Consider the following 22,767-nt stretch of genomic DNA (forward strand, 5'->3'; position numbering starts at 1 on the left):
CCCGGGTCGCCCCGTTTCGCTACGGGTTCCGTAGTCGCAGTTTCTCGACGATGAACACCAACGCAAATGCAGACAGTCGCCGGGTCTTCGGTCGGCAGCAGCCGGAGGCCCACTCGAACGCGAATCGATTCGCGCTCCGGATCGGCATCGGTCGGTAGACAGCTAGCGGTCGTCGCTCTCGACGCTCGGCGGAACCGTCTCGGTTCCCCGGGTCGTGGGGTCCCGTTCGAGCTCGCCGACGAGCGGACGCCACACCTTTCGTCCAGGGTGTGGATATGAGCCAGCGACGGGAGGGAACGGAGACCTCGGACGCGGATACGGCCTCCCTCCGGGACAACGTGGATTTCCTCCGTCTGCTGTTCGGGCGGTTCGTCACGAACGCCGGCGATAGTCTCTATACGATCGCCGGGACGTGGCTGGTCTACGACCTCACGGGGTCGAGTTTCTACACCGGTCTGGCGAGCGCGCTGCTCCTCCTGCCGCCGGCACTGCAGTTCGTCTCCGGGCCACTCGTCGACCGGTGGCCGCTCGTCCGGACCCTCGTGTGGACGCAACTCGTCCAGGCCGGCCTCATCCTGTCGATACCCCTCGCAGCATACTTCGACCGCCTCTCCGTCGGGTTGGTCCTGGTAGTGATCCCGGCCCTCTCGCTCCTGAACCAGTTCGTCTACCCCGCTCAGAACGCGGCACTCCCCCGGATCGTCGCGGAGAGTCAGCTCACGCGCGCCAATTCGGCGTTCTCGTTCGCCAATCAGGGGACGAACATGGTCTTCGACGCGCTCGGCGGCGTCCTCATCGCCGCGGTCGGCACCGTCTCGCTGTTCGTGCTCGATTCGGTCACGTTCGTGGTCGCAACCCTCTCGTTCGTCGGTGTTCGGGTTCCGGAACGCACCGAGACGAGCGACCGAGCGACTGCGATCGACGTTTCCGGCTATCCCTCCGACCTCCGCGATGGCGTTCGGTGGCTTCGGGGAACGGTCTTCGCCGAGATGATGCTCACCACGGCGGTCACCAACTTCGGGACCGGTGTGATGCTCGCCGTACTGCCGGGGTTCGCCGCGGTTCGTGGCGGCTCGATACTCTACGGAGCACTGCTCGGCGCGATCGGCGCGGGTGGCCTCCTCGGGGCGCTGGTCGCGTCTCGATTGGCCCATATCGGATATGGCACTCTCCGGATCGTCGGGCTCGGGGTCGGATTCGTCCTCTGGGTCGCCGCGGTCTACTCCCCGTGGCCAGCGCTCTCGGTCGTCCTGTTCGCGATAACCGGGATCCCGATCGGTGTCACGAACGTGATGGGTCAGACGCTCATCCAGACGGTCGCTCCGGAGGAGCTCCTCGGCAGGGTCACGTCCGTCGACGCGAGCGTCTCCACGCTCACGGTCCCTGTCGGTTCGTTCCTCGGCGGAATCGTGGGCAGTCGGGTCGGTGTCGTCACGACGATGGCTGTAGCTGCATTCGGATTCGCGTTCGTGAGTCTCTACTTCGCGATCCGTCCCCGTCTACGCTCCCTCCCGGCGATGGACGATATCGACCGAGGGGAATTCGGAACTCGTGAGAGACCGTCGTCGGCGTCGCGGGATCCCGACTGAGGTCGGTAGGCGGCTCGTTTCCTCCTCCTGACGAGCGGGATGCGGACGAACGACGCACAGGAGCGACCTCGTCCCCCGCCTTCGAACCGGGTTATATATCGTATAGTACGATACGAAATCGGTTCGAAACCGGACTACTCGATCGGTATCGCGCCGGTGTCAAACCACAAGCCGCTCGAAGAGCACTACAGAGCCGTCGAGCGGTTCTCAGTGGGACGACGTAGTCCACGAACGACCGGCAGCCGGTCCGCGGTCGCAACCGCACGCATGACTCGACCACGAACTCGGTGAATTAGATCAGAAATGACAACTCATCTCTGAGTGTGAGCCGTTACGGTTGAGACCGGACTCAAACGAGGAGTTCTACGGTGGAAACGTCGGTCAGGGTGGTCGAAAGCAGTAGGATGGCAACGGTCTCGGTTCCGGTCGGTAGCGGTTGATCGCCGTCGATCGATTGTCGTCGGTCGATTTTTTTGCCGCTTCTTTCGGTATCCGTTTGATTACAGCCCGCTAATTAGTTTCTTAGGATGAGATTCACCACCTATTTCGATATATCCAAGTTATAGCTTCCGAACCTCCAGTCGAGTGATTTTATTTGAATCCGATCTGTACGTGCTGCCGTGAAACCGAGCTAGGAGTTGCCGGATCCCGACCGGAGAACGTTCGATCCGATCGAGAGGGCGAGGTCGGAGGTTGTCGGGTGGCGATCGCTACGCCGTCGGTTCGTGAGGTTCGTCGGAGTGGGTGAGGGTCACGACCCGGTCGTGACGGTGACCGGCCCGTCGAACTGGAGGATGACCTGTTGTGCGACGTCCCCGAAGACCGCTTTCCCGACCGCCGTTCGGCTCTGTGCGTCGATGAAGACGTGGTCGCAGTCGTGCTCGTCGGCCACCGCGAGTATCTCGTCGGCGCTGTCGTCGGCGATTCCGACCACGTCGTACTGGACGTCGTCGCCGAAGGTGTCGGCGGCGATCTCGGCCGCGGCCGTCTCGGCGGCGTGTTGGTCGATCTCGCCGGCCTCCCGGCCGGCCCTGCTTCGGCGCTGGATAGTGTTCTGGCGGAAGCCCTCGGTGTTGACACAACAGAGGACGACCCTCGATTCGGTCCCCGTGACGTGTCGGTCGGCCTCCGCCAGCAGAGCCTCGTTCGGCTCGTCGCTCGCGACGACGACCAGGATGGTCTCCATAACGGATACCCCGTCGTCTTCCACCACTAAAAAGCTATCCGACGACGGCCGGCTGACGGGCCGATAGTCGAGCGGTGCGGCCCGGGGTCGGCTGTGAGCCGATGTCGTATCGTGGGTCCGTCCGGGGAGATGGGGATTACCTCGGTAGTGAAGCCATTCAGATCTGGAGTACCAGCACGGCCGCCAGCATCACGAAGGTCGCGATCAGCGAGGCCCACCCGAGGGCCTTCGCGGGCAGCGAGAACTGGAACTCGGGGTCGCGCTCGTCGTCCTTATAGAGGATCCACATCGCGGTGACGATCTCCGGGAAGAGCGCCATCGTGTTGATGAACCCGCCGAGGAAGAGGAGCGCGACGATCGAGCCCGTGACGGTCCCGCCCACGAGCCAGATGATCGGCGAGACGATGCCGACGAACAGCGCGACCCGGCGCATGTCGAGGTCGGAGAACCGCTCGGTCTGGTTGAGGATGTCGGGCCAGACCTCGGTGAGGAGGTTGAGCTTCCCGAAGATGGTGGAGTAGAGCGCGAAGAACCCGCCGATGATCAGGATCCAGTAGCCGAACGGTCCGAACAGCTCCTGATACGCGCCGGCGAGGTAGACGGCCAGCTGTGCGCCGTCGGGGTAGGCCCCCGAGTTCGCGAGGATCGACGCCCCGATGATGAAAAAGGAGGTCGTCACGAACGCTTCGAGGATCACGGTGAGGCCAACGTCGGCCCCGAGCACACGGAGCCAGCCCTGCATCCGGTCCTTCCAGCCCTCGGAGCCCCGCTCCCCCGCGAGCTTCCCGTAGCCCGCTTTGTTGACGAACAGCGCGTAACCGATGATCTCGCCGGTGCCGACGCCCGTGATCCCGATCACGCCGAAGATGATGTAGAAGCCGCTGTCCGGGATGTTGAACGAGAGCCCGTAGGCGATGTCGCCGGCCGAGAGCGCGAACGGCGAGAAGAAGGAGAGCACCGCCGCCGCGACCGTGACGACGACCAGGATCATCACGAGCACCGTCGAGAAGTCCTCGACGAAGTCGTACTCGCGGAGCGCCGGGATGGTCACGCCGACGAGTACGATCAACGTACAAAGGAGGATCGGGATCGTCTGGCCACTCAGGTAGTGCAACAGCGTCGCAGCCCCGAAGAACACCCCCATGTACTGGATGTTGTCGGAGAAGAACCACTTGATCACGATGAACCAGTACGACCAACTGTGGCCGAATATCTTCCCGGGGACCTCGTCGAAGATCCGATGGGGCGTCTTGTTCTCCAACATCGCGTACTTCGCGATGATGTACTGGATCCCGACCTTGATGAAGAGGCTGATGAGGAGGAACCAGAGCACGACGATCCCGACCTCCGCCCCCGTCGCGGTCGTCCCGATCAGCTCGCCGGAGCCGATGACGATCGCGAGGGTCGCGAAGGACGGTCCGAGATATTTCAGTACGCCTCGCCAAGTTCGTGGCGGTTCACGGTACTCCGCCGTCGGGTCACCCGACGGTCGAGACTCATCGTTCCCGCTGCTGTGTTCGCTCATATCGGTTACACTCCATGCTGCACTGGTTTGGTAATAATTGTTACGATCAGACCGGCGAACGGGACCTCGAAGAAACGCCCGTCTCAGGTCAGTTCGAGGTCGTATCGGTCGGCGAGCGCTTCGAGGCTCTCCAGCAGGCTCCCCGAGACCGGGATCCCGGCTTCGAGCCGGTCGGTCTTGGTTCGCGCCTCGGGTTCGCCCGGCAGGAGGACCTCGTCGACGTCCTCGGCGGTTCGAACGCCCTTGACGCCGGTCGCCAGCCGCCCCATCCGGTCGACGAACCCGTCAAGGTCGGTGAACGCGTCCACGTCGATGGCACAGACGACGTGACCCGCGCGCTGGGGCGCATCGAGGCTGTCGTACATCCCGGCCACCTCGTCGCCGAAGTCGGCGTCGAGCAGCACGCCACACATCGCGTCGACGAAGAAGGCCAGCCCGTAGCCCTTCGGGCCACCCATCGGCCGCAGCGCGTGGAACGCCTCGGGGTCGGTGATCGGGTCGCCCTCCTCGTCGATCGCCCACTCGGGGGGGATCTCGCGACCCTCGTCCTCGGCGACCATGACGCTCCCCTTCGCCGTCACGCTCGTCGCCATGTCGAGGGTGATCGGAAAGTCATCGCTGGGAAGGCTGAACGAGAGCGGGTTCGTTCCGAGGTAGGGGTCGGCCCCGCCGAACGGCGCGACGCTCGGGCCCGCGTGGGTCATCGCGATGGCGATGTAGCCCCGCTCGGCGGCGTGGTTGGTGTAGAACGACGCCGCGCCGAAGTGGTTGCTGTTCCGGACCCCGACGAACGCGCTGCCCGCCTCCTCGGCGAGGGCCATCGCCGTCTCCATTCCACGCATCGTCGTGACCTGGCCGGGACCGTCGTCGCCGTCCACGACCGCCGCTCCCGCGCCCGATTCGGTCACCGAGACGTCGGGGTCGGGGTTGATGCCGCCGCGCTCGACCGCCTCGACGTAGGGGTCGAGTCTGACCACGCCGTGGGTGTCGATCCCGCGGCGGCTCGCGTCGACGACGCCCTCGGCGACGGTCGCCGCGTGGTCGTCCCCCAGACCCGCTTCGCGAAGTACGGCCGCACTGAAGGTTTCCAACTGGTCGTGGTCGAGACGCGTCGCCGGGCCCGATGATTCCATCCGTTCACTCGCCGCCGTCGGTGCTTAGGTTTTTGGGCAGTCGAGGAGCACGGAAGTCGGGGAGAAGAAGCGAGGCCGTTATCGGCTGTGGCTTTCGAGGGTCTCCTCGTCGAACGCGACGCCGTGGCCTGGGGTGTCGGTGATGCTCACCCGACCGTCCTCGACGACGTATGGCTCCTCGCTGTGGTCGAGCAAGGCGTGGCTGCAGCACTCGACGTAGGTGACGTCGGGGAGCGCGAGGCCGGCGTGGACCGCCATCGCGTCGGTGCCGTGGTCGGTGCTCATCGCGACGTCGATGCCGGTGGGTTCGGCGAGCGTCGAGGCGTCGCTGGCCGCCGAGAGTCCCTGGAGGTTGAGGATGTCGACCGCGCCGGCGTCGAGCAGGCCGTGTTTGCCCTCGAAGCCGACGTACTCGCCGACGGTGAGGTTGACGTCCGAGAGCCCCTCGCGGACCCGGCGCATCCCGTCGTCGTCGTGGCGGAAGACCGGGTCCTCGATCCAGTAGAGGTCGAAGCCGACGTCCTGGATCGCCTGCACTTTCCGGAGGGTTTCCTTCGGGGTCCAGGCCTCGTTCGGATCGATCATCAGGGTGTCGAGCCCGCCGAAGACGTCGTCGACGAGTTCGATCCGGTCGATGTCCTCGTCGACGGTGTCGTAGCCCACCTTCACCTTCGCGGCGTCGAAGCCACCCACCTCGGCGAAGCCCTCGTAGACCTCGCGGGTGGTCTCGTCGTCGTTGCCGAACGAGAGCCCGCTGGCGTAGATCGGGGCCGAGTCGTCGGTGGCCCCCATGAACTCGGCGAGGGGCTGCTCGAAGAACTTCGCCGCCGCGTCCCAGAGCGCCATGTTCAGCAGCACGCCGACGCCCGGACCGTAGGAGCCGCTGGAGTAGAAGTTGTGGACGCCGCCCCGGTTGCGGGTCCGTCGGTTGAGGAGGGCGAGCGGGTTCTCGCCGACGACCTCGCCGACCACGTCATCGACGCGACTGTGGAGGGTCTCGGTCGAGGGGCGTCCGGGGGCCCGGAGTTCGACCAGGTCGATCCCGACCCCGGTGACGCCGGCGTCGGTTGCGAGTTCGAGGTAGAGGTAATCGAGTTCGTCGGTCTCGAAGACGTGGGTCTGGGAGTCGCCGATAGTGCGTTCGGGGACTTCGAGAACGCGCGTCTCGTAGCCCGTGATCCGGAAGTCGGCGGTCATCGGTCGGCCTCCGGACGGGGGTTGGAGGTGGATCGGTCGAGGTGGTTCGGACCGTCGTCTCGTACCGTCGCGTCGTGATTCACACTGCGATCCATTACGAATGCGGGCATAAGGATACCGGTCCGCCACTTCGAGCACGCGAACCGGACGCATCCGCAGTCGTTTACTACCCGGGGGTCGAACGGCCGGTATGGCTCGCCAGCCCACGCAGGAGACCGTGAAGCCGGGCGTCCGTGTCGGTGTACGAACCCGAAGCCTCTCGCCCGATCGATTGGGGTTCATCCGCCAGCTCGGTGCGACGGACGTCTTCGTCGACCACGCCGACACCGAGGAAGAGCCCGACGACTTCAACGACCGCGACGGCACCGCCACCCTCGCGGTCGGCCGGGATTCGATCCCGTCGGTCGAGGAACTCACCGCGGCGCGCGAGCGGATCGAGGACGCCGACCTCCGCTTGACGGGGATCCAGTCGCTGCCGTACTCGCTCTACGGCGACATCATGTTCGACCGCGACGGGAAGGAGGAGGCCCTCGACCAGATCACGACGCTCGTCGAGAACCTCGGCGAGGCGGGGGTCCCGATCCTCGGCTATCAGTGGAATCCACGGGGCGTGGTGCCGATGCGAACCGAATCGGTCGAACTTCGCGGGGGAGCGGACGGCACCGGGTTCGACCTCGACGAGCTGGAGGGCTTCGACGACACCGACGGCCTGGCTCCCGGCCTCGATAGGGCCTACACCGAGGAGGAGTTCTGGGAGTACTACGAGAACTTCCTCGAAACCGTGCTTCCGGTGGCGGAGGAGGCCGGCGTCCGCATGGCGCTCCACCCCGTCGACCCGCCCGTCATCGAGGAACTCGGTGGGATCCCTCGACTCTTCCGCAACGCCGAGAACTTCGAGAGAGCGATGGAGCTCGTCCCGAGCGACAACCACGGCCTCAAACTCTGCCTCGGCTGCTTCTCACAGATGGGCGAGGACGTGACTGAAGTGCTGCGGCGGTTCGGAGCGGAGGACGACATCGTCTTCATCCACTTCCGGGACGTGGTCGGGACGGTCCCGCGCTTCCACGAGACGTTCGTCGACGAGGGCAACTTCGACACCGTCGAGGCGGTCCGCGTGCTCGAAGAGATCGGCTACGACGGGGTCGTCATCCCGGACCACGTTCCCCGGATGACCGGCGACGACGACTGGCGACACCGCGCCCGGAGCTTCACGATCGGCTACCTCCGCGGGGTCGTCGACGCGGTCGAGTCGGAAGCATAGAGTTCTTCGCGGTGTGGTTTCAGTGGCGAACGACTATTCGACGAGTCGGGCGATATCGTCGTCGAGGTGGGTGTAGAGTTCCTCCGCGCGCGCTTCGTCCTCGGACGAAAGCGGTCGGATCGGGTCGCGGACGTTCCCGCCGTGGAGGCCTGCGAGTTCGAGGCCCTTCTTCACCGCGGGCACGCTGATCGCGTCGGGGATCTCGTTGTTTCGCCCGGTTTCGGTCCGGAAGTTCTGGTAGGGAAGGCAGGCGTTCTTCAGCGCCCGCGCGCGGCCCCAGTCCTCCTCGGTGAGCGCGTCGAGCAGCGCGAGCCCGATCTCGGGTCGGAAGTTGCTCACGCCCGCCGAGAAACCCTCGGCCCCCTCGACCCAGAACGAGGGCGCGTGGGGTTCGGCGAGCCCGTCGACCCAGACCACGTCGTCCGCGCCCGCCTCGACGCCCGCCCCGAGTTTCACGGCGTCGGGGATCGCGTACTTGATCCCGACGAGACCGTCGACTCTGGTGAGGTCGTCGAGGTAGCTCACCGACGGCTCGAACCCGCGGACGTAGGGCACGAGCGGGGTCTCCGTGTTCGCCGAGAGTTTCTCGTAGTACCGGAGCAGGCCCTGCTCGTGGATGTAGGTGAAATCCGGCGGCATCACCATCAGAGCGTCGACCCCGATCCGGTCGTAGGCCGCGACGAGTTCGCGAGCCTCGGCGAGGTTGCCGCCGACGCCGGCGAGCACACAGGCCGAGGAGGGGAGCGCGTCGACGGCGGCCTCCGTGACGGCGATCCGTTCGTCCACCGAGAGGGTGTGGTACTCGCTGATGTTGGCCGCCGCGAGGAATACCCCGACGCCCGCATCCGAGAGGCTCTCGACGTTCTCGGCGATCTTCTCGTACTCGATCCCCTGGTCCGCATCGAACGGCGTGAGCACGCCGGTGGCGACGCCGCGCAGGGACTCACGAACCTCGGCCGGTGAGAGTGGCATACATCTACCCTTCGCCGTAGGGGGCATAAAACCGTCGTTGGGCAGTGTTCGAGCAGCCGTTCCCGAAACGAGAACGATCAGGCGAACTTGGTGTTGATCTCGATGACGTTCGTCGTGCGCGTGAGCGCCTCCACGAGTTCGCCCTCGATCCGGTCGGCCGTCATCCGGCTTACGGGCCCCGAGAGGCTGACCGCACCGAAGACCTCGCCCGCCGCATCGGTGACGGGCATCGCCATACAGCACAGGCCCTCGATGTTCTCCTCGTCGTCGAGCGCGTAGCCCCGCTCGCGGATCCCGTCGAGGTGGTCGAAGAACGCCGAACGGTCGGTGAGGGTGTTGGCGGTCTTCGCGGGCGTCCCGTGGTCGTCGAGGATCGCGTCGACCCGCTCGTCGGCCATCCGGGCGAGCATGGTCTTCCCGAGCGAGGTCGAGTGCATGTACTCGCGTTTGCCCGCCGCCGACGCCGTCTGGACGTCGCTCTCGTCGTCGGCCTTGTAGACGTAGGTCACCCAGCCGTGTTCCTCGGTCGCGAACTGGGCGATCTCCCCGGTCTCGCGCGCGAGCCGCTGGAGCTCGTTGGCGATCACGTCGTAGTTCCCGACGAGCTCCTTCACCCGGTTCGCCATGTCGAGGTATCTGAGGCTGAGGCGGTACTCGCCGTCGTCGTTCACTACGTACTCGCACTCGTCGAGGGTGGTGAGGTGGCGGTGGACCGCCCCCTTTGCCATTCCGACCTCGTCGGCGACCTCGGTGACGCCCGCACGGCCTCGTGCTTGAAGGATGTCGAGGATCTCGCAGGTGGTCCGAACCGCCTCGACCGTTCGCCGCGTTTGGTTCGACATGTCCGTGGGTCGGGATGGCCCCTCATAAACGTTGTTCTCGTCGTGAGAACGGTGTGTCGAGTTCGACCCGAAACGGCCCTCCCGGTTCCCGTCGTTCCGGGGCGTCGTAACAGACATACCGCTGTGACGGACGGCACGAGGGGTGAAAAACGGCGTCGGAACCCCCGGCGGACCGTCACTCGTCGGCCGAGAGCCACGACCCCGCCTGGGGTTCGTCCTGGGCGGTGGGGACCTCGATCAGGGTCGGCGCGTCGCGGTCGAGCGCCTCCTCGACGGCAGTGATCAGTTCCGCAGTGGTCTCGACGACGGACGACGGCATGCCGAGGGCGTCGGCGACCCCCGAGAACGAGGCCGGCGAGCCCGCCCAGGCGTACTCGTCGGCGGCGAGTTCGTACTCCCGCCCGGCCTCGGCGCTGATGATCGCGTAGTCGTTGTTGTTCGCCACCACGACGATCACGGGAACGTCCTCGGCGACCGCGGTGTGAAGCTCGTGGAGACACATGAACAGCCCGCCGTCGCCGATCAGCGAGACGACGGGTTTGTCGGGTTCCGCGACCTTCGCGCCGATCGCGGCCGGGAGCCCACAGCCCATCGAGGCCCACGAGCCGTTGTGGACGTACTCGCGGTGGTCGTAGGCCTCGAAGGCCACCGCGGCCCAGAGCCGGAAGCCACCCGAATCGCCGGTCGCGACGGTGGTTCGGGGCAGCGTCTCCCGGAGGGTCCCGAGCACGCTCGCGGAGGTGAAGGGCGCTTCGTCGACCGCGAGCTCCGCGAGCCGGTCGGCCTTCGCCGCACGGACCGCCCCCGCGCGTTCGGCCCCCGTTCGCTCGGCACCGGCCCGTCCAGGGGTTCGAGCATCGGACCCCAGTTCGTCGGCGAGCGCCGTGAGCGCCTTCTTCGCGTCGGCGAGCAGCGCGACCGAGGGCTCGTAGCCCGAGCCGAAGTCACTCGCGTCCATCGTGACGTGAACGAGCTCGTCGGGGAGGTCGTACGACCAGTGCTGGGTGGTGACGGCGTCGAAGTCGGTGCCGACCGCGAGCGCCACGTCCGACGCCCGGAAGCACTCGTCGAGCGCAGCCGTCGACCCGCTCGACATGATGTCCGCGTAGAGGTCGTGGTCCTCGGGGATCACGCCCTTCGCCTTGTAGGTCGAGGCGACCGGCGCGTCGAGCGACTCCGCAACCAGCCGAAGTTCGTCGGTCGCCTCGGCAGCGCGAACCCCGTTGCCGCCGATCACGACGGGGTTCGCGGCCGAGCGGAGGCGGTCGGCGACGTCCTCGATCGCCTCCGGGCTGACCCCCGGCGGATCGGCCGGTCCGTGGGCCCCCACTGTGGCCTGCGGCGTCTCCAGCCGCAGGAAGTTCTTCGGGATCCCCACCCGAACCGGACCCTTCGGATGGGTGGTGGCGACCTCGACGGCGCGTTCGACCTCGGCGGCGACCGACTCCGGGGTCTCGACCAGCACGTTCTCCTTCACGAGGTTGTCGTAGGTGTCCGGCGGGGTCTCGTGGATGCCGCCCTTGCCGCGCACCGCGGGTTCGGTCTCGATCGAGAGGTGGACCATCGGGGTGCAGTCGTTGAGCGCGTTCCGGAGCCCGTTCGCGGCGTGGAGGTCGCCCGGGCCGGGGATCACGACGGTCGCGGCGGGCGTGCCGCACGCCTCGGCGTAGCCCCAGGCCTCGTGGGTGACGGCGGTCTCGTGACGAGCACAGACGAACCGGAGGTCGTCGCGCCGGTCGACCACCTCGTTGAGCGGGAGCGTCTGGGTCCCCGGGACGCCGAAGAACGTATCGACGCCACGAGCGAGCAGCCGGTCGACGAGTACCTCGCTGACGGTCATACCCGGACGTTCCGCGGTACGGGAGTTAAACGTATTCATCACCCCGCTCGCGAACCGTCGTCCCCGTTCACAGCACCTTCCGTCCCCGAGGAAGGCAGTCACCCGTCGTCTCGGGATCGGCCGCCCACCACCGATGCCGGCCCGTGATACGTACGACCGAGACGACAGTAGAGGAGATCTTCGGACTAGGATTTTTGACGACTCCTCCTGGAGACGGTATCCGACCTCATCCGGTAGTATACGTCGTTCTTCCATCCCGCAACCGATATAGGGGTCTCTCCAGGCCATTTTCGATCACTATCGACGATTTGTTCCGATCCGAGTTCGGCGTTCGAGTCCGGTGATGGGTTCGATTCGGCGACCACTAGCTTCGAGGCCCGACCGCTCGAATCGATCAAGTGATTCTTAATTATCTCGGTCCGTTTCGGTCGGATTTCGGAGTTCGTTGTACCGTTCGGACGTTCGTATCGGAGTCCGTTTCGCCGATTGCCGGCAGGTCGACGTCGTGCGCGACGATTCGCGACCCCGACAGCGGGTCGTCGGGCGTCTCGGGGTTACTATATACCTGCGCGCCGTCGTCGGCCGTACTCCATGACGACTGGCGCTTCACCGAACGCGCGTCGGCAGCTCGCCCGCGAGTGCGTCACAGCGGGTATCGAGGCGGCCCATCCGGAGCGAGTCGTTCGCGACGCCGTGGCGCTCGACGGCGACACGCTCCGGATACAGGAAGCGACGTTCGACCTCGCGGCCTACGACTCCGTGACGCTCCTCGGCGGCGGGAACGCCGCCTCGCAGGTCGCCGCCGCCGTCGAGGACGTGCTGGGCGACCGGCTCGACGGGGGCCTCGTGGTCACCGACGACCCCGCGGAAACCGACCGCGTCGACGTGCTCCGGGGGGACCATCCGGTCCCAAGCGAGCGCGGTGTCGAGGCCACCAGACGGCTGCTCGACGCCGCCGACGCCGCGGGCGAGGACGACCTGGTTCTCACGGCCGTCACCGGCGGTGCGAGCGCGCTCCTCACCGCCCCCGCGGGCGACCTCTCGCTCGACGACCTCCAGACGACCACCGACGGGCTCCTCGCGAGCGGCGCGCCGATCGGGGAGACCAACGCCGTCCGGAAGCATCTCTCGGACCTCAAGGGCGGACGGCTCGCCCGTCGACTCGCGCCCGCGCGGGTGGCGACGCTGGCCTTCAGCGACGTCGCCGGGGACGATCTTTCGGTCATCGGGAGTGGCCCCGTCGTTCCGGACCCGTCGACCCACGCCGACGCGCGCTCGGTGCTCGACGACTACGGGGTCGAGGTGCCGAGCGCGGTCCGCGACCATCTGGAGCGGGGTATCGATAGCGCGAACGACGACACCCCGGGGGCCGACGACCCGGCCTTCGACCGGGTCGGCACCCACCTGCTCGCGACCAACCGGACGGCGATCGACGCCGCGAGGGACGTCGCCGCCGACGCGGGCTACGAGCCGCTCGTGCTCTCGACGACCGTGGTCGGGGAGGCCCGCGAGGCCGCGAAGACCCACGTCGCGGTCGCCGAGGAGGCCCTGGCGACCGGCGACCCGGTCGAGCCGCCCTGCGTGGTGCTCTCCGGCGGGGAGTGTACCGTCACCGTCGCGGGCGACGGCACCGGTGGGCCGAACCTCGAGTTCGCGCTGTCGGCGGCGCTCGACCTCCCGCCCGGCGCGACGCTTTGTGCGGTCGACACCGACGGGCGCGACGGCGCGACCGACGCCGCCGGTGCGGTCGTCGACGCCGACACCGTTTCCGACCGTCGGGCCGCGGCGCGCGCGCTCCGCGAGAACGACGCCTATCCCGTCCTCGAATCCCGCGACGCGCTCGTCGAGACCGGGGCGACGGGAACGAACGTCAACGACCTACGGGTGCTCGTCGTCGGTTCGGAATGAGCGTACGGTCGTCGCGGCCGGGATGGGAAGGGCTATGTGTCGGGCCCCGTATCCGCCTGCATGGCAACGATGCGCTTTCGCGATCCAGCCGGTTCGATTCGCACGGGCACGCCGACCGACGACGGCGTCGAGTTCGGTGACGAGAGCTACGCCCTCGACGAGGTCGACGTCCTCGCGCCGTGTGACCCCTCGAAGATCGTCTGTATCGGGCTCAACTACGCGGACCACGCCGAGGAGGAGGGCATGGATCTCCCCGACCGGCCGCTGCTCTTCCTGAAGCCCCCGAACGCGGTCTCGGGCCACGGCGACACGGTCACGCTGCCCGAGGGAAAGGAGAAGGTCGAACACGAGGCCGAACTCGCCGTCGTGATCGGCGAGCAGTGCCGCAACGTCGCGGCCGACGACGCGATGGACGTCGTCGCGGGCTTCACCTGCGCCGACGACGTCTCGAACCGCGACGACCAGCGCGTCGAGCAGAACTGGGTTCGCGGCAAGGCCTTCGACAACGCCTGCCCGCTCGGACCAGTGCTCGCCGACCCCGAGGACGTACCCGACGACGCGAGCGTCGAACTCCGACTCAACGGCGAGACCGTGCAATCGTCCTCGCGCGCCGAGTTCGTCTTCTCGGTACCGGAACTCATCGAGGAGATCACCCAGTACATGACCCTCGAAGCGGGCGACGTCATCATCACCGGGACGCCCGCCGGCGTCGGCGAACTGGAAGACGGCGACGAGGTCGAGGTCGAGGTCGAGGGCGTCGGCACCCTCGAACACACCGTCGCGCGATAGACGCCACCGTTTCGAGCGATTTCGGTACGGACGGAGACCCGCTCGGGCCGGTACGGATCGGAAGGGATGGAGGAAACCACGGGAGCTATCGGTGTATACGAACGAATTCGGTCGTGAGCGGTATCCGGCGGAAACGAACGATTCCCTCGGACCGCCATTATATCATCTTCCATAAACTTAGATAGGAGTGCCTTTCTTTTGGTACTTTCAAAGGCGACTAACATCCGAATCGGAACGGGACTATCGACCGTCGCACGCCCCCGTCACCCGAGCGGAGCGGTGAACTCGAATCGGTCGGATCGCCTACTCGGGAACGTTCCGATGGTCCCTATTCCGAATCGTGTCCCGTGACCTCGTATCCGAGGTCGTTGACGGCCTGTTCGACGTAGCTGCCGGTCGTCGTGTCGTCGGTCGCGAACGCGACGAGCCCCGTTTCGTGGTCGACAGTGACGTCCGTGACGTCGTCGATGGCATCGATCTCGCGCGTGAGGACGGCTTCGCAACCCCGGCAGGTCATTCCGTCGACGTGGATTCGGTGACGCACCATGGCCACCGTACGTATCAACTATACATATATGTTCGAGATATTGTAGTTCGACGAACTGCTCCCGTAGATCGTTTCACCGGCCGGTAGCGGGACGAAGCGTCGTGGGGGCCGGGTCGAGGTCGAATCTCACTCGAACTCCTCGCCGCAGTGTGGGCACCGCGAAGGTTCCGTGTCGTCGTGGATGAACCCCGAGGCGAGGATGCTCGCGGGGAGCGCGACCAATCCGGTGCCGAGCACGGCGACCGCACCGCCGAGGAGTTTGCCGAGCGGCGTCACGGGATAGACGTCGCCGTAGCCGACCGTCGTGAGCGTGACGACGCCCCACCAGAGCGCCGCCGGGATGCTGGAGAACGCCTCGGGCTGGGCCTCGTGCTCGACGAAGTACAGCAGGCTCGACGAGCAGACCACGAGCAGCGTCGTCCCGCCGAGCGCCACCACCAGGTCGTCGGTCTTGCGGCGCAGCACGCGCTCGAACCGGGCGACCGAGTCGGTGTAGCGCACGAGCTTCGCCAGCCGGAAGAATCGGATCAATCGAAATCCCCTGAGCAGACGGCCGTCGCCACCGAACAGGGCGATCCCGACGTAGAACGGGGCGATCGCGAGGAGGTCGACGAGGCACTCGGGACGGGCCACGAACCGGAGCCGCCCGAAGAGCGGGTGGTCGTAGCCGTCGGCGGCCGTCGCCGACCAGACCCGGAGGAGGTACTCGACGGTGAACACCCCAACCGAAATCGCGTTGAAGCGGTAGAGGATCGCCCGATACCGGTCGAACACCGGGTCGACCGTCCCGAGCGCGACGGCGACGACGTTCGCGACGATCAACCCCGCGATACAGCAGTCGACCGCTCCCGCCACTCGACCGCCCTTCCCGACCGTCAGAAGCCGGTACGTCGTTCGTCTGGCCGCCCGATAGCGGGTGTCGAGCCGAACCACCGTGGACTACGGCCCGTGGTTGGCCTTGTGCTCGCGGTAGAGCACGCCGGTGAACAGCGCGAACGGCACCAGTCCGAGCACCGCCAGCCCCATCCCGACCACGAGGATCAACGGCAGGTTCGCGTGAACGATGAAGTAGCCGAGCACACTGACGCCGGCCCCGATGAACGCGACGACGCTCCCCAGCGCGAGCCCGAAACTCCACTTGCGAACCCCCCATTCGAGGTTCTCGGAGTTCCTGAGCATCTGGATCAGAACCGCGATCGGCGGGATCGTCAGCGCCACCAGCTGCAGGAGTTTGAGCGCGATGTTGGTGTTCATTGGCGGTGCTCCCCGGTCGTCGATCTCGTGAGTAACAGAGACATGGATTCAGCGTTCGATGATGGTTCCGTCCGTGCCGACGGCGACGTCGGTCGTGCCGCAGGCGACGGCGAGCAGGTCCGCCTCGACGGGGGTGTCGAGCCGACGCCAGCCCCGGTTCGGGGTTCGTTCGTGGACCGTGCCGCCCGCACCGACCGCGACCGCACCCGACTCCGCGGACCGGGCGAGCCCGTGAATCGTCGCCTCGCCGACCGCGACGGGCGTCCAGTTCCGACACGGCCGGTCGTAGCGGTAGAGCCGCCCGTCGCCGCCGGCGACCAGCAGCGACCCGCCGGCGGCGGACAGGTCGAAGAAGTTCACCTCGGCGTTCTCGATCCCGATACGGTGCCAGTTCTCATCGACGTGTTCGAGCACGGTGCCGCTCGTATCGGCCGCGTAGAGCGACGCGCCGTCGGCGGCGAGCGCCGCGATCGTCGAGCCGCCGGCGGGTTTGGTGACGTCCCCGTACGAGGGACAGCCGTGGTCGTCGCACTCGACCGGGAGCACCTCGCCCGAGCCGTTCGCGACCGAGAGGCGCTCCGTGTCGGTCCCGGCGACCGCGAGCGCCTCCCAGGTGCTGGTCTTCCCCATCGGAGCGCTGAAGTCCTCCTTTCGGCCGGTGTGGGTGTCGTACCGCCCGAGCGCGCCGCTGTCGCCCGCGAACCAGACCCGTTTCCGGTCGGCCGTGGCCGCGACGCAGGTGAGCCGGTTCCCCCGGGTCGCGGGGCCCGCCTCGACGAGGGGGTACCAGCCCGACTCGTCGCGCGCGAGCACGAGGCCGCCCTCGCCGACCGCGACGGGACCGGCGGCGGTTTCGGTGACGGCCAGCAGGGTCCGGTCGGTCGGGGATTCGATCGCCCGCCACTCCCCTCGACTGGTCGTGGAATCGCTCACGCCGACCCTCCATCGAGGAGCGCGGATCGGTCGGCGGGGGTCACTGCGGCCCCCCAAACAGGATCGTCCCGAAGCCGGCCGCGACGACGAACGTCACCGCCCACGCGACCAGGCCGATGCCGACCGCCGTCGGGGGGTTCGCCCCCGTTCGGTGGCCGACGACGCCGATCCAGGCCGCGGGCGAGAGGAGCAGGCCAACGACCGGGATCCAACCGAACAGGAGCGCGAGGAGCGCCGAGAGGGTCGCCCCGATACCGGCGGTGGCGAACGCGGCCCCCATATCGGGTTTCGCGCGGGTCGCGCCGAGCGGAACCCCGAGGTAGACCGCGACGCCGCCGATCCCGACGCCGACGACGAGGCTCACGACCGCGCCGAGGAGGCCGGTCATCCCCCGTCACCGGGCTCCTCGGTTTCGAGCGCGAGGAGACAGCACTCGCCCCACGCGGTGTGGGCTTCGAGCCGGTCGCGCGCGGCCGGGCTCACCCGGTAGGCGTTCGTCCGGCCGTCGACCGGACGCTTCTCGACGAGGCCGCCGTCCACGAGGTCGCGGAGGTTCTGGTAGAGGCGGCCGTGGTTGATCGCCTCGTCGTAGGTCTCCCGGAGGTGACGTTTGACGTCGGTGCCGCTCGGGTTCGACCCGTCGAGGCTGATCAGCACGAACAGGACGTCGCGCTGAAAGCCCGTCAGGTCGACGAGCGGCCGCGGGCCGTCCGGGGTGTCGGGCATCGATTCGTCGGTGGTGTCGCTGTAGTCGTTCACTGACATGGCTCTCACGACGGCTGGTGCCGTCGACGGCGCACCCGGGGCTCGAACCCGGTCGCCGGCCTGGTTACCGGTCACGGTGGGTGGAGCGGTCGTCGGAATCGACCTCGTCGGCGTCGGTTTCGGGGGCCTCGGCCGCCAGTCGCCGCTCGAAGGCCCGCCACTCGTGGGTCAGCTCCCCGTTGGCTTCGAGGTTCCAGACGTCGGCCGACTCGACGACGGGGCCCGCACGCCACGAGGCGACCATGTTCCACCCCCAGAGCACCTGCGCGAAGCCGATGAGGAACGCCCCGAGGGTGATCACCTGATGGAACCCGGCGAACCGGTCGGGATAGGTCGCCATCCGGCGCGGGAGGCCCGCCGCCCCGAGCGCTAACATCGTGAGGAAGGCGACCGCGACGCCGACCGTCGTCAGCCAGAAGTGTGCCCGCGCGAGGGTCGGGTCGTACAGCCGTCCGGTGAAGAGCGGGAACCAGAAGTAACACGCCGCGAACAGCGCGAACACCACCATCCCGACGAGGACGAGGTGGAAGTGGCCCACGACGTAGTAGGTGCCGTGATAGACGAGGTCCACGGGGACCGCCGCGAGGAACACGCCGGTGACGCCGCCGACCACGAAGTTGCCGATCGCCCCGACGCAGAACAGCATCGGGACGGCGAGCCGAACGTTCCCGCCCCACATCGTGGCGAGCCAGTTGAAGACCTTGACCGCACTGGGGAGCGCGATCGCGAGCGTGACGGCCATGAAGCTCGCCCGAACTCGGGGGTCGATCCCCGTCGTGAACATGTGGTGGGCCCAGACGCCGAAGGCGAGCACCGCGATCGCGAGCGTCGAGTAGACGATGTACTCGTAGCCGAAGAGTTCTCGTCCGCTGAATTTCGGGATGAGGTGGCTCACGATTCCCATCGGCGGCAGGGCGAGGATGTAGACCTCGGGATGGCCGAAGAACCAGAAGAGGTGCTGCCAGAACAGCGGGCCGCCGGCCTCGACGGCGAAGAAGGCCGTCCCCAGGTTTCGGTCGGCGAGCAGACAGACGAGGGCAGTTCCGAGCACGGGGAAGGCGACGAGGACGAGGCCGCTCGTGGCGAGCATCGTCCACGAGAAGACGTCGAGTCGGTGCCAGCCGACCTCGCGTTCGGCGACGACCGTGACGACGAGGTTCGCCGCACCGAGCATCGTGGCGACCCCGCTCAAGTGGAGGCCGAGCAACGTGCAATCGAGGCCGACGTTGGCGGAAGCGGTCGAGAGCGGTGGGTAGAGCGTCCAACCGGTCGCCGGGGGAGTGATTCCCCCGACGCCGAGCACGTCGGCGAGCGTACCGGCACGCACCAGGAGGAAGGCCGGCGGGAGGAGCCAGAACGCGACGGCGTTGAGCCGCGGGAACGCCATCTCGCGGGCCCCTATCAGTGAGGGAACCACCCGGTTCGCGAGGCCGAACGTCACCGGCGTGATGAACAGGAACAGCATCGTCAGGCCGTGGGTGGTGAACAGCTCGTCGTAGGTTCCCGACCCCCAGACGTCGGCGGCTGGGGTGAGGAGCCCGGTTCGGAGCAACAGCGCGTCGAGGCCGCCGAGCAGCCCCGCCGCGACCCCGAAGACGACGTACAACACGCCGATGTGCCGGTGGTCGAGGGTGGTGAGCCACCCGAACGCGCCGGGAAGCGTGCGACGGTCCGCGTCGGTCGGCGGTTCTCGGCGGGACATGGGTCGTTAGCTCGGCTCCGCGGGCCAGGTGGCCCCCACGAGGAACTCGCGCACTCCGACGACGCCGACCACGGTGGCGAGGCCGAACGCGAGCGTCGGGCTCGCGGCGTAGACCACCCCGCCGACCAGGGCGGCCGGAACGGGGACCGCCGCCCGGAGCAGTCGGTAGCGGTCGACGTCGTCGGCGTCGAGGCTCGATTCGACCGCACGCCGACCGAGGGGGAGCCCCGCGTGGTAGAGGCCGAACGCCGCGAACAGCGCCGCGACGACCGCTGGGTTCGCGGGCGCGCCGACCAGCGCGACCGGGAACAGCGCCGCGACGAGGAGCACCGCGGTCGCGACGCGGTCGCGGCCGAGCCGGTCGGCGAGACGGCCGAGCGGGCGGGGAGCGACGAACGCGACCAGGGTCTCGGCCAGCAGGCAGAGCCCGAAGAACGCGTCGGGCCGAAACCGAAAGCCGAGAAGCTCGATGTCGATCCGGAGCACGCTCGTCACGGTGATGACGAGGAACACCGAGACCATCCCGACCGCGAGCGCGACCAGGGTCTCGCCGAGGGCGAGCTGTCGCGACGCGCGCGGCAGCGAGCGGAGCGCGGCGAGCGCCCCGCGGAGCCGCCCGCGGCGAGCGGTCGATGCACCGGACGTGGTGGACAGCGCCCCGACCGTGGGGTCGTCACGGACCGCGAGGAACACGGCGGTCGTCAGTCCGAGCCCGGCCGCGAGCCCGAGCACGACCTGGATCGCGGCGCGCGCCGGCGAGACCTCGACCAGCACCCAGAGGATGGCCGGGAGGCCGAGCACGATGGCGGCGTCCCGCGGGGCCCGCTCGTGTCGCAACGCACGCGGAACGCGTTCGGCGACGTACCGCGGCACGACCGCGTCGAGGCCGGTTCCGAGGTCGAAGGCGGGCCACAGCCCGACGAGAAGCAGCCTCACGAACACCAGCGCCGTGGGTCGGCCCGCGCCGACCTGCGGGGCGAGGAGCCAGCAGACCAGACCGAACGAGGCGAGCCCCGCGAGCACCGGACCGGCCAGCGAACCGAGCCGGTCCGGTACCGTATCGAGAGCGGGGTACACCAGCCCGGTCAGGGCCGCGAGGCTACCGAAGAGACCGATGAACAGCGGGCCGTTGCCGAGCAGCCGGAGGTACTCCGGGGCGTACCGGAGCGCCGCGAAGACCGCGACGTCGAAACCGACGACCGCCGCCGCGGCCGTGGTGCGACCGGTCACGATATCGAGGCGGTCGGCGTCGGTGCGGCGGCGGATGCTGTCGGGTGTCATCGAGTATGTCGAAAGCGGCGGTCGTCGTGTCGGTCGAAAGCGGTTCGGCGGGCGACGATACCGGGTCGGCGGGCGGTGGTACCGGTTCTACGGTCAGTCGGTCCGGTCGAGCGCGCGCTTGCAGCGCTCGACCGCGTCGGCGATGGTTTCGCGGAGCTGTGCAGCCGTCGAACGAAGTGGGTTCTCTTGCATGGTTTCAGGAGTCGTCGGATTCTCGGTCGGGTGGTCGGTTCTCGGTCGAGCGGCCGATTCGAGGACGACGGCCGCGGGCGGCTACCGGAGCTGCCGTCCCGCTGCGTAGAGCGCAGCGCACGCGTCGTAGACGGCGACGAGCGCCAGCCGGACCGCATCGGCGATGGTCGCGACGCCGCCGCCGACCGAGCGCGCGCCGGCCCCGAAGGTACGGCCCGCGGTCGCGAGGTCGGCACCGAACGCGCGGCCGATCCGGACGAGGAGGCCGCCGGCGTCGAGCGCGGTCTCGCCCACGCGCCAGGCGGCGAACGGCAGCGACCGGACCGCCGTCTCCAGTCTTTCGGGCCCGTAGGTCATGTAGAGCTGCCAGACGAACACCGGCGTGAACACGAGGTTCAGTATCGTGGTGTACTCGCCCGACAGCGTGCCGCCGACGGCGGACTGAGCGGGGATCAGCCCGAGCCCGCCCATCAGGTAGTGGACCGCGACGCCCGCCACGACCGCGGCGAGCGCCAGCGACCCGAACAGCATCGCCGCCATCCGGGTCCCGTAGTAGCGCCGGTAGGTCCTCGCCAGCGGCGGGATGATGAGGTCGGCGTAGACGAACGAGAGCACGCTCCCGAACGGGAGGCCGTTGGTCCAGAGCACCAGCGCGAACGGGACGTTCCCGACCGAACACATGAACGTCACCACGCCGATGGCCACCGCGAGCAGCGTCGCGACCACGACGGAAACGAAGCCGTGCTCGGCCCCGAACAGCGCCCCCCACCACGCGCTCGGGACGAACGCCCCGACGACTCCCGCGAGGACGAACCCGAGCGCGATGTCCGTCCAGAGCATCTCCCACTCCTTGACGGTCTTCGCGCACGCGGCGTCCCAGCCCTCGATGGTGAGGAGCTTCCGGCTCCAGGGGACGTCGTCGCCGTCGACGTCGTCGTGCTGGCTCTCGTAGGCCCGCCGGCAGCCGCCACAGCAGAAGTACTTCGTTCCACCGGTGGTTTCGAGGGTGACGGTGTCGTCGTCGGTCGGAGCCGCCTCCATCCCGCAGGCCGCACAGGTCGTCTCCTCGACCTCGTGGAGGTGTTCGCGCGCGGCCTCGAACCAGCTCGCTGGAACGACGTGCCGGAAGAGCGTGACGAGGACCGCGATGGCGATGATCCCGCCGAGGTACTCCCCGACGACGAACTGCCAGCCGAGCAGCACCCACAGCACCAGACCGAGTTCGATCACGAGGTCGGTGCTCGCGAACATGAACGCACCGAGGCTCGCGGTTCCGGACGCGCCCTTCTTGAACAGCGACTTCGCGGTGCCGACCGCGGAGTACGAACAGCTCGAGGAGGCCGCGCCGAACAGCGAGCCGAGCGCGACCTCGCGCCGGCCGTCGCCGCCGAGGAGCTCGGTCATCCGCTGCTGGCTCACGAACACCTCGACGACCCCGGAGATGGTGAACCCGAGCACGAGCGCCCACCACGTCTCCCAGGTCATCCCGGCGATGCGACTCAGCGCGTCGACGACGGTAGCAGTGACGGACATACTAGTGGCGCTCGGGGAGTGAGTCGACCCGTTCGGGGCGAGTCGTCGGTTTCGGCTCGGTTCGGCGGCCGTCTCTCGGTCCACGCCCATCGGTTCGCGTCGAGTGGTGCCGGTCGAGGGACTCTCGAGCGAACCGAGACCGCAGAAATCGCTGGATAGCGGCCCGTGAGTCATCCGCGTTCGGCGGCTCGAACGCGTCGTCCCGGGCGGGCGTGTATCGTTGCGTAGATTCCCGGATGCAATAAAACGTCGTGATCGTCGATATTTTCATCACGTCGGCGGGGCGGTCCGGCCTCATGCGAAGTTCTCCAGGATGGT

20 protein-coding genes are annotated in these 22,767 nt (G+C 67.9%); 4 read left to right on the forward strand and 16 right to left on the reverse strand.

What is annotated here, in order from left to right; genetic code table 11:
- The first annotated feature begins 275 nt into the window (after nt 1-275).
- The gene (locus C447_RS02300; protein ID WP_007690502.1) at nt 276-1,589 is read left to right on the forward strand and encodes an MFS transporter; all 1,314 of its coding nucleotides are present in this window, start codon (nt 276-278) and stop codon (nt 1,587-1,589) included.
- A 751-nt stretch (nt 1,590-2,340) separates the two neighbouring features.
- Here C447_RS02300 and C447_RS02305 read toward each other — a convergent pair.
- The 4 genes from C447_RS02305 to C447_RS02320 all read right to left on the reverse strand — a co-directional run bounded on the left by C447_RS02305 (nt 2,341) and on the right by C447_RS02320 (nt 6,630).
- A complete protein-coding gene (locus C447_RS02305; RefSeq protein WP_007690504.1) occupies nt 2,341-2,775 on the reverse strand; it encodes a universal stress protein in 435 nt (144 codons plus the stop codon).
- Nucleotides 2,776-2,932: 157 nt separating this feature from the next.
- Nucleotides 2,933-4,300: an Nramp family divalent metal transporter gene (locus C447_RS02310; RefSeq protein WP_007690507.1), complete on the reverse strand. Its 1,368-nt coding sequence runs from the start codon at nt 4,298-4,300 to the stop codon at nt 2,933-2,935.
- An 83-nt stretch (nt 4,301-4,383) separates the two neighbouring features.
- Nucleotides 4,384-5,433: an Ldh family oxidoreductase gene (locus tag C447_RS02315; RefSeq protein ID WP_007690510.1), complete on the reverse strand. Its 1,050-nt coding sequence runs from the start codon at nt 5,431-5,433 to the stop codon at nt 4,384-4,386.
- A 78-nt stretch (nt 5,434-5,511) separates the two neighbouring features.
- Complete coding sequence (locus tag C447_RS02320) at nt 5,512-6,630, reverse strand: mandelate racemase/muconate lactonizing enzyme family protein (protein WP_007690512.1); 1,119 nt, start codon at nt 6,628-6,630, stop codon at nt 5,512-5,514.
- 190 nt (nt 6,631-6,820) lie between these two features.
- Here C447_RS02320 and C447_RS02325 point away from each other — a divergent pair, with 190 nt between their 5' ends.
- Nucleotides 6,821-7,891 carry a mannonate dehydratase gene (locus C447_RS02325; RefSeq protein ID WP_007690513.1) on the forward strand — a complete coding sequence of 357 codons (1,071 nt, stop codon included), beginning with the start codon at nt 6,821-6,823 and terminating at the stop codon, nt 7,889-7,891.
- A 33-nt stretch (nt 7,892-7,924) separates the two neighbouring features.
- On the opposite strand, the gene C447_RS02330 is transcribed toward C447_RS02325, so the two are convergent.
- The 3 genes from C447_RS02330 to C447_RS02340 all read right to left on the reverse strand — a co-directional run bounded on the left by C447_RS02330 (nt 7,925) and on the right by C447_RS02340 (nt 11,545).
- The gene (locus C447_RS02330; RefSeq protein WP_007690515.1) at nt 7,925-8,863 is read right to left on the reverse strand and encodes a dihydrodipicolinate synthase family protein; all 939 of its coding nucleotides are present in this window, start codon (nt 8,861-8,863) and stop codon (nt 7,925-7,927) included.
- A gap of 77 nt (nt 8,864-8,940) precedes the next feature.
- Nucleotides 8,941-9,705: an IclR family transcriptional regulator gene (locus tag C447_RS02335; protein WP_007690516.1), complete on the reverse strand. Its 765-nt coding sequence runs from the start codon at nt 9,703-9,705 to the stop codon at nt 8,941-8,943.
- Between the two features lie 175 nt (nt 9,706-9,880).
- Nucleotides 9,881-11,545: a thiamine pyrophosphate-binding protein gene (locus C447_RS02340; protein WP_007690517.1), complete on the reverse strand. Its 1,665-nt coding sequence runs from the start codon at nt 11,543-11,545 to the stop codon at nt 9,881-9,883.
- A 591-nt stretch (nt 11,546-12,136) separates the two neighbouring features.
- Between C447_RS02340 and C447_RS02345 the strand changes: the two genes are divergently transcribed.
- Entirely contained in the window at nt 12,137-13,453 is a 1,317-nt protein-coding gene (locus C447_RS02345) for a glycerate kinase type-2 family protein (protein ID WP_007690518.1), read from the forward strand.
- Nucleotides 13,454-13,513: 60 nt separating this feature from the next.
- A complete protein-coding gene (locus C447_RS02350) occupies nt 13,514-14,242 on the forward strand; it encodes a fumarylacetoacetate hydrolase family protein (RefSeq protein ID WP_007690519.1) in 729 nt (242 codons plus the stop codon).
- A gap of 328 nt (nt 14,243-14,570) precedes the next feature.
- On the opposite strand, the gene C447_RS02355 is transcribed toward C447_RS02350, so the two are convergent.
- From C447_RS02355 to C447_RS02395, 9 genes are all read right to left on the reverse strand, one after another.
- Nucleotides 14,571-14,789 carry a heavy-metal-associated domain-containing protein gene (locus C447_RS02355; protein ID WP_007690520.1) on the reverse strand — a complete coding sequence of 73 codons (219 nt, stop codon included), beginning with the start codon at nt 14,787-14,789 and terminating at the stop codon, nt 14,571-14,573.
- A gap of 126 nt (nt 14,790-14,915) precedes the next feature.
- The gene (locus C447_RS02360; protein ID WP_007690521.1) at nt 14,916-15,722 is read right to left on the reverse strand and encodes an ion transporter; all 807 of its coding nucleotides are present in this window, start codon (nt 15,720-15,722) and stop codon (nt 14,916-14,918) included.
- Between the two features lie 6 nt (nt 15,723-15,728).
- The gene (locus C447_RS02365) at nt 15,729-16,043 is read right to left on the reverse strand and encodes a hypothetical protein (RefSeq protein WP_007690522.1); all 315 of its coding nucleotides are present in this window, start codon (nt 16,041-16,043) and stop codon (nt 15,729-15,731) included.
- Nucleotides 16,044-16,091: 48 nt separating this feature from the next.
- Entirely contained in the window at nt 16,092-16,976 is an 885-nt protein-coding gene (locus C447_RS02370) for a beta propeller repeat protein (RefSeq protein WP_007690524.1), read from the reverse strand.
- A 40-nt stretch (nt 16,977-17,016) separates the two neighbouring features.
- Entirely contained in the window at nt 17,017-17,364 is a 348-nt protein-coding gene (locus C447_RS02375; RefSeq protein ID WP_007690525.1) for a hypothetical protein, read from the reverse strand.
- Entirely contained in the window at nt 17,361-17,741 is a 381-nt protein-coding gene (locus C447_RS02380; protein WP_007690527.1) for a PadR family transcriptional regulator, read from the reverse strand. Before C447_RS02380 ends, C447_RS02375 begins: the two co-directional genes overlap by 4 nt.
- A gap of 64 nt (nt 17,742-17,805) precedes the next feature.
- The gene (locus C447_RS02385) at nt 17,806-19,443 is read right to left on the reverse strand and encodes a cbb3-type cytochrome c oxidase subunit I (protein WP_007690534.1); all 1,638 of its coding nucleotides are present in this window, start codon (nt 19,441-19,443) and stop codon (nt 17,806-17,808) included.
- Between the two features lie 6 nt (nt 19,444-19,449).
- Complete coding sequence (locus tag C447_RS02390; protein WP_007690535.1) at nt 19,450-20,724, reverse strand: hypothetical protein; 1,275 nt, start codon at nt 20,722-20,724, stop codon at nt 19,450-19,452.
- A gap of 273 nt (nt 20,725-20,997) precedes the next feature.
- Nucleotides 20,998-22,449, reverse strand: coding sequence for a permease (locus C447_RS02395; RefSeq protein WP_049904324.1), 1,452 nt, complete (start codon nt 22,447-22,449; stop codon nt 20,998-21,000).
- Between the last annotated feature and the right edge of the window lie 318 nt (nt 22,450-22,767).

Source organism: Halococcus hamelinensis 100A6, assembly GCF_000336675.1.
GTDB lineage: Archaea > Halobacteriota > Halobacteria > Halobacteriales > Halococcaceae > Halococcus > Halococcus hamelinensis.